This is a genomic window from Acinetobacter lwoffii, assembly GCF_024129355.1.
Lineage (GTDB): Bacteria > Pseudomonadota > Gammaproteobacteria > Pseudomonadales > Moraxellaceae > Acinetobacter > Acinetobacter lwoffii_I.
In genome coordinates, this window is record NZ_JAMXXP010000060.1 from 1 (window position 1) to 7143 (window position 7143).

A 7143-nucleotide genomic window follows, 5' to 3' on the forward strand; every position below is an offset into this window, starting at 1 on the left:
AAGACAGACGGAATAAGGATTTAATCATTAAGCAGCATTGGATGGCTGCGTCGGAGTAGGTTTGATTTCGCCCTTGTTTGCCTTTTGATGGGGCATACCATTGCGTAGCTGGATCAAACCAAATGGCAATATTTCCGCGATGAATGCGTGCTCGGTTATATGCGAACCAATTGGTTGTGCGGTAAATTTTATGTGTATGCTTCTTCATTTGAAAATTATATTGCTGAAAAAGTCCTTAAGAACAGCTTTGCGCAACAAAGCCGTTCGAGATTGTTATGATCTTTTTTTGACGGAGAACAAATTTTCCCTGATCAAGCAAATAACTTTAAAATTTTCTTAGTGAGCAAGATGGCCAATACTTATTAGAAGAAAAATCTTTTGTTTATGATGCTGAAAATGATCAATTTCTAGAATCGGATATACAGGCATTTTATTCCCTTTCGTCTGCAATTCTAGACTAGCAAGACCCGTCTTTTAAAGGCAGTTTTCCTATGTAATAACATGATAAATCAGAATTAGGATTGTAAATTTTTCACCCACCAAATTTTTTTGTGCTAGCTGTTATAATGCGCCAAATTGCTGCCAAGTCTCATCATTATGTAAAGAGTCATAATAATTTTGCAGTTCTACTAAATCATAATATTGAATATAAGCTAATAGCAATAGGCCGAGGATCAGTCCAACTTTAAGACAACTAAGTCTATTTGGCTTTCTATATAAATTATCTATTCCAAAGGCAGTTAAAATTAAAGCAGGAACCAATACAATTGTTTTTAAATGGTTTAGAAAGTGAATTCCATGTGTATACAATAACCCAATAATAAGCAAAACTATCCCTAAACTGGTGTAAATACGGTCATGGAGAGAAGTGCGTAACGCGAAATTACATTGAAAAGCTAAAATAAAAGTTGCAAATAAATAAAAACCAGTTCCACCAATAATGAACGTATAAATTGCATTGAATAGGCAATAAGCCAACAACACTGATAGTACGAAAGAATAGAGTTTGGTATAGAGAATATGTGAAAAGGGGAAAATCTGTTTCATAATTTGCTCTATTGAAAACTCACATCATATTAAAAGAAGATTTGAAGCTTAACATGCTATTCACTTTTTGCCACTGTGGCATGTTTTTTTAGTGTTGGAGATGGCTTGAATAAATGTCGCGTACGAGTAAAGCTTAGACCACAGATTATTAAACACAGCGTCCCTCCAATAAGTACTGCTGGCACCACAGAAAAATAGCGCGTCATCAGGCTCATGTGTAGGGCACCGAGCTGATTGCCTGAAGTGACTAATATGCCATTTAAAGCCGCTACACGCCCTAATAGTGCTTTTGGGGGGAGTTGCTGTAATAAAGTTTGTCGAATGACCATGCTGATGCTATCAAAGGCACCGATTAAAACAAGGAAGAAGACTGAGAGCCAAACATGGGAGGATAGTGCAAAGGCTAAAGTACACAAAGCAATTGCAAAACTACTATAGAGCATATTTCTCCATGCATTTTGCATCGGAGAATAACAGGTCAACATCAACATCATGATACAGGCGCCAATAGCTGGTGCAGCTCTGAGTATACCTAAGCCTTCAACACCAAGATGCAGGATATCGTGTGCAAAAATAGGCAGTAAGATAATGACACTACAAAAAAGCATGGCGCTGAGATCCAGCAACATACTCCAAAACATTAGTGGATGTTTAAAAATAAACAAATAGGCTTCTTTCAAACTTTTGCTTAAATGCTGTTTATGGGGGCTAGGGAATTGACGAGGACTTAATCCGAATAAGCAGATGCTACCCACGCAACACAAGAAAAAAACAATAAAGAGGGTTTTTTCAAGCCCAAGTTGGCCGAGTAAAAGTCCTGCGCATAAAGGCGCTAAAATGCCGCCTATTTGCCAAATGAGCGCGGTCCATGTGGCTGCATTGCTATAGGCTGACTCGGGGGTTAGAAAAGGGCGTAATGAATTAAATGATGGGCTGTAGATGCCTCTAAGTATGCCTAAGCAAAAGATGAGGCTATAAATGCCGCATAAAAGTGTATTTTGTTGAATGTGCTGTTGTTGGTACTGAGAAAAAAGAACAATAAATAATAATGGAATTAAAGTGCTACAGCTAAAACTCCACTGCACAATTTTTTGTCGGTTATAGCGATCAGCCCAGTCGCCACTGATCAGGGAGAGGCAAATAAAGGGGAGTAACTCAATTAAGGCAATCATGCCAAGGCTGAGTGGATTTTGAGTGAGTTGATAGATACTATAAGCAATGACGACTTCTTGAATCATGATGGTTAGAATTAAGCACAACTGATTGACGCTCAGAAGTGAAAAATCACGTGAATGAAAAGCCAAAAAAGCATCGGAATGGAAAAGCGACATACACAGAATAGTTTCAAATATGAATTAAAAAAGGATGGCGCAAAGTCCATCCTTTTTAGGGTTTAAAGCAGATTACTGTGCTTTTGCTACCGCAATAGTTTCGTCATTTGCAGCTTTAGCCATAGGTGTATATTTCAAACCAAGGGTTGTGCTGGTGTATTGGCGAACTTGGTCAAGAAGCACAGGATTAGTGCTGAGTTCTTGTTGGTACGATTTTACAATTTCATGTAATTTCGGATTCCATTTACCTGCTACTTGCTGAGGGAATGCTTTTTCAAGCAAGCTCAACATAATATAAGGGGAAGTTGAAGCACCAGGAGACGCACCTAATAGGGCAGTCACAGCACCATCTTGTGATGCAAAAATCTCGGTACCAAATTGCAAGCTTGCAGGTTTGCCTGGTTCTTTCTTAATGATTTGAACACGTTGACCACCTTGATTCATGCGCCAGTCCTCTGGTTTTGCATCAGGATAGTATTTTTTCAACTCATTAAAACGGTCTTCATCGGTCATCATGACTTGGCTAACTAAGTATTTCACCAAATCAAGATTTTCCATACCCACAGCGGTCATTGGTAAAACGTTGTTCTTAGTGGTTGATTTCAATAAATCAAGCTGAGAACCTTGTTTTAAGAACTTGTTTGAATAAGTTGCAAATGGACCAAACAACACATATTTTTTACCGTCGATATAACGTGTATCAATATGTGGAACAGACATTGGCGGTGCGCCTAATTCAGCACGACCATAAACTTTTGCAGTATGGCCTTCAGTGACTTTTGGGTTGTCGGTCATTAAGAACACGCCACCTACAGGGAAGCCAGCATATTGCTTCGCTTCTGGTAAGCCTGTCATTTGTAAAAGTTTAACCGCTGCACCGCCTGCACCAATAAAGACAAAGCGCGTTTTCACATGATCTGTTTTTCCTGTAGTGAGGTTTTTAAATGCAACAGTCCACGTTTTATCATCGTTTTGGCTAATGCCAGTCACTTCAGTCGATGTTTGTAACTGGAAATTAGATTGTTTTTTAAGGTGATCGACCAATTGAGTGGTGATCGAACCATAGTTCACATCCGAACCTACATCCATGCGTGTTGCAGCTACTTTTTGTGCAGCATCACGGCCATTCATCACCAATGGTGCCCATTGTTTAATTTCAGCAGGATTCTCAGAGAATTTCATGCCATAAAACATTGGGTTTTTAACCATTGCAGCGTAACGTTTTTCTAGGAAATTCACGTTATCGCCCCAAACGAAGGCAATGTGCGGTACAGGGTTGATAAAGCTATTTGGTTGACCCAAAACGCCTTCTTTGACTTGATAAGACCAGAACTGTTTTGCAACTTCAAATTGTTCCGCAACGTTCACAGCTTTAGAAATGTCCATTTTTCCATCTTTTTCAGAGGTATAGTTCATTTCCATAAAGCCAGAGTGGCCTGTGCCAGCATTGTTGAAGCCGTTTGAGCTTTCTTGGGCAACGTTGTCTAGGCGTTCATACATACGAATTTGCCAGTTTGGCTCAAGTTCACTAAGATATGTGCCTAGGGTTGCACTCATGATGCCACCACCAACTAAGACTGCGTCAACGACAGGCTCATTGCTGGTGTTTTGAATTTTCTTAGACGCGATAGGTCTAAATAAAAAGATTAGTGCTGCAATAATAAGCAGAACGATGAATACCAATAGGTATTTTAAAAATTTGTTCATGCGATTATGACCATGGAGGGCAGGTTTGGATCGCTTTATAGCGAAGACAAGAATAACAATTATGGTGATAGGAACACTTGTAAAGAATTAGCTTAGAGAATTGAAGTAATACTCAAAATTACAAGTATACAAAGATTAACGTTCGAAGCTATCACACATTTTTGATTGATGGATATTTTAGACTAAATATGTATTGACTTAGTAATTTTTATTGTAAATGAACATAATTAAAATATAAATACCAATGATGTTTGTTCTTGTTTATTGGTTTTTATTTTAATTCAATATCTGGTTTAAAAAAAATCAGATGTTGAATATTTATACAAATACTCAGTAATTTATTAAAAAGAAGCTTATAACTTGTTTCAAGGTTACTTTCCAACGGCTTTATTGCACAAATATTTGAAAGGCAAAGCGCCCCTAATTGAGCCAAATTTAAGGCGTAACTTGGGTAAGTGGTCGACCTAATTCTGTAAATCTGTTAAGGACTGCTACACGTGCATGAACCTCATTGTGAACCGTACCAGGTTTGTTGGAGACCAACTTTCCTGAGATGAGAAGCATTGCTTCGCACGACGTAGCGAAGCGTAGTGTTCCGATGAAAAAAGTAAAATATACCCCTGAAATCAGAGATAGAGCGGTTCAATTATTGATTGACTACCAAGACGGTATCTCAGGTGAGTGACTTTACGTATATTCAAACAAATTCAGGCTGGGTCTATACCGCCTTTATTATTGATGTGTTCTCACGAGCAATTGTTGGATGGAAAGTATCAACACGTATGAATACAGATATGGTGCTCGATGCACTGGAGCAAGCATTGCACGATTGAGGTATGCCAAGGAATGTGATTCATCATTCCCATAGAGGTGTTCAATACCTTTCCATTCGCTATACCAATCGTTTAGAAGCAGCAAATTTACGAGCATCAATCGGTACAACGGGGGACTCATACGATAATGCTTTGGCTGAAACAGTGAATGGCTTATACAAAACAGAGATGATTGAATATTTAAAAGCAGATTGGCAAAGTTTAGCAGATGTACAACTTGCGACATTAAATTGGGTAGATTGGTTTAATAAAAAGCATGTACACAGTGCACTGGGTTATGTATCGCCTTTTGAGTTTGAAGCAATGTACTATGATAAGATTAACCCGTTAAGTCAGGTGGCCTAACTTAAATAAAAAAATCTCCGATAAATCCGGTAAGGTTCAAAATGCGATTTATGGCTTTTTTATGTAAAAAAAAGTAATATTTGTTTTATTGTTAAATTATAACAATTAGTATAAATACACCTATGATTTACAGATGAAAAAGGTAGTTAAATGAAATATTTTTTAAGTTTAACTTTGTTAGTTTTAGCAATGACTGGGTGTACTTCGAGTCCAAAGACTGAAACTTTACAAGATAAGGCTACAAGCAATACTTCAGCTGATACGCAGGTCCTTAAATTTTCTGGTCCGAATGGTTTATTAATTTTTCTGAAATCATCGGATAACTTTGAAACTGCTTTAATGACTGATAACTCAGGCATGGTATATCGTTTAAAGCAAACAGTTGCTGGTAGTGGTATTCGTTTAGCTAATAATAATGGAGTTTCAATTCACTTTAAACGTGGTGAAGGGGTTGTTGAATTTGTAAAAGACCAGCCAATCAGCATTACTGAAGTAAAATAATAAGGTTTAAACTTTAAGAGAACCCCACACCATAATCTGCATACCGAAAGTTGGACACTATTCCTTGAAATGTGGTCAAACATGATCAAGGACTAATTCGCACTCTGTTAATGGGTGAATTCAAACATGAGGTGCGACAGTTTCAAAAGCCTTATGATAATCTGTGTGATTCATAGACATCACTTCAATATAATGGGTGTCTATGAACAGAGAAATTCAACAAAGACTCGTATGGGTTAAATTATTTGAAGAGACCAATAATGCTGGCCTGGTTTGTCGGAGATGTGGCATTTCTAGACCAACTTTACGCAAGTGGTGGAAACGATATTCTGAACAAGGTATTGATGGATTAAGTAGTCATAGTAAATGTCCCTTAAAATCGCCAAATACTAAAATCAATGCTGAGCTAGAAGCTTTAATATTGGAAATGCGCTCAGCTAGAAATCTTGGTGCTCGACGTTTGCAAACCGAATTAATGAGCTGCACGGAGTCTCGTTGTCCTTGGCGACTATCCATAAAGTACTATCCACCCATTAAGTCAAACCGATTAAAAAATTCCGTCGTAAAGTAGATTACATTTGTTATGAACGTCCATTACCAGGCGATAGAATTCAAATGGATACCTGTAAACTGGGTCCTGGACTATATCAGTACACATCTATCGATGACTGCACACGATATCGCGTTTTAAGGATATATAAACGCCGAACAGCTGCGAATACACTCGACTTTTTAACTGTGTAATTGAAGAAATACCTTTTCTCATACAGCGAATACAGACCGATCGTGGACGAGCATTCTTTGCTGAAAAAGTACAGAAAAAATGATGCAGTATGGAATCAAATTTAGGCCAAATAAACCGGGTTCACCTCATCTGAATGGCAAGGTAGAGCGCTCACAAAAGACTGATAAATCTGAGTTCTACGCTACTGTAGATATCGATTCAGAGGAAATTCAGAGCAAACTGGCAGAATGGCAGCATTACTATAACTGGATGAGACCACATTCGGCTTTGAAAGGTAAAACACCGATGGAAAGGTACTTTGAATTATGTGAAGAAACTCCTTTCTTAGATGAAGTCCAGAAGCAATACGACCCCTCAAATGAACGGATTCAACATGCCAATTACAAGATGTATTTAGAGATTGCTAAATTGAAACGATCTCTATGAATTACGTATCTATATCATTTTTATTAATATAAAAACATATATGTAAAAATCACGCCCCGTTTAACTGGCAATAGTTTTTGAACCCTGGTATAAAAGCTTAAAAAAATCTAGCAAGTCTTTATTTAATGTTAATACTCATCCAGTATTGAGGTTTTTTATCTTTTCTTGCCTGTGATCTAGGTTGTAATACTCTAATTTCATACTCACC

The 7143-nt window shown here is 37.7% G+C and carries 5 protein-coding genes and 2 pseudogenes; 3 read left to right on the forward strand and 4 right to left on the reverse strand.

Annotated elements, in window-relative coordinates; translation table 11 throughout:
• The 4 genes from NI468_RS15635 to mqo form a co-directional block, all read right to left on the reverse strand.
• A partial coding sequence (locus tag NI468_RS15635; RefSeq protein WP_253102577.1) for a transposase occupies positions 1-208 on the reverse strand: 208 nt, incomplete at its 3' end.
• 353 nt (positions 209-561) lie between these two features.
• The gene (locus tag NI468_RS15640) at positions 562-1047 is read right to left on the reverse strand and encodes a hypothetical protein (protein WP_004733174.1); all 486 of its coding nucleotides are present in this window, start codon (positions 1045-1047) and stop codon (positions 562-564) included.
• Between the two features lie 56 nt (positions 1048-1103).
• A complete protein-coding gene (locus tag NI468_RS15645) occupies positions 1104-2378 on the reverse strand; it encodes an MFS transporter (protein WP_004733173.1) in 1275 nt (424 codons plus the stop codon).
• A 72-nt stretch (positions 2379-2450) separates the two neighbouring features.
• The gene (mqo, locus tag NI468_RS15650) at positions 2451-4085 is read right to left on the reverse strand and encodes a malate dehydrogenase (quinone) (protein WP_004733172.1); all 1635 of its coding nucleotides are present in this window, start codon (positions 4083-4085) and stop codon (positions 2451-2453) included.
• Between the two features lie 677 nt (positions 4086-4762).
• On the opposite strand from mqo, the pseudogene NI468_RS15655 reads away from it, so the two are divergent.
• The 3 genes and pseudogenes from NI468_RS15655 to NI468_RS15665 all read left to right on the forward strand — a co-directional run.
• Positions 4763-5263, forward strand: a pseudogene (locus NI468_RS15655) (IS3 family transposase); the annotation flags it as partial.
• 150 nt (positions 5264-5413) lie between these two features.
• The gene (locus NI468_RS15660) at positions 5414-5764 is read left to right on the forward strand and encodes a hypothetical protein (protein ID WP_004281821.1); all 351 of its coding nucleotides are present in this window, start codon (positions 5414-5416) and stop codon (positions 5762-5764) included.
• Between the two features lie 202 nt (positions 5765-5966).
• Positions 5967-6935: pseudogene (locus tag NI468_RS15665) on the forward strand (IS481 family transposase).
• Positions 6936-7143: the final 208 nt, after the last annotated feature.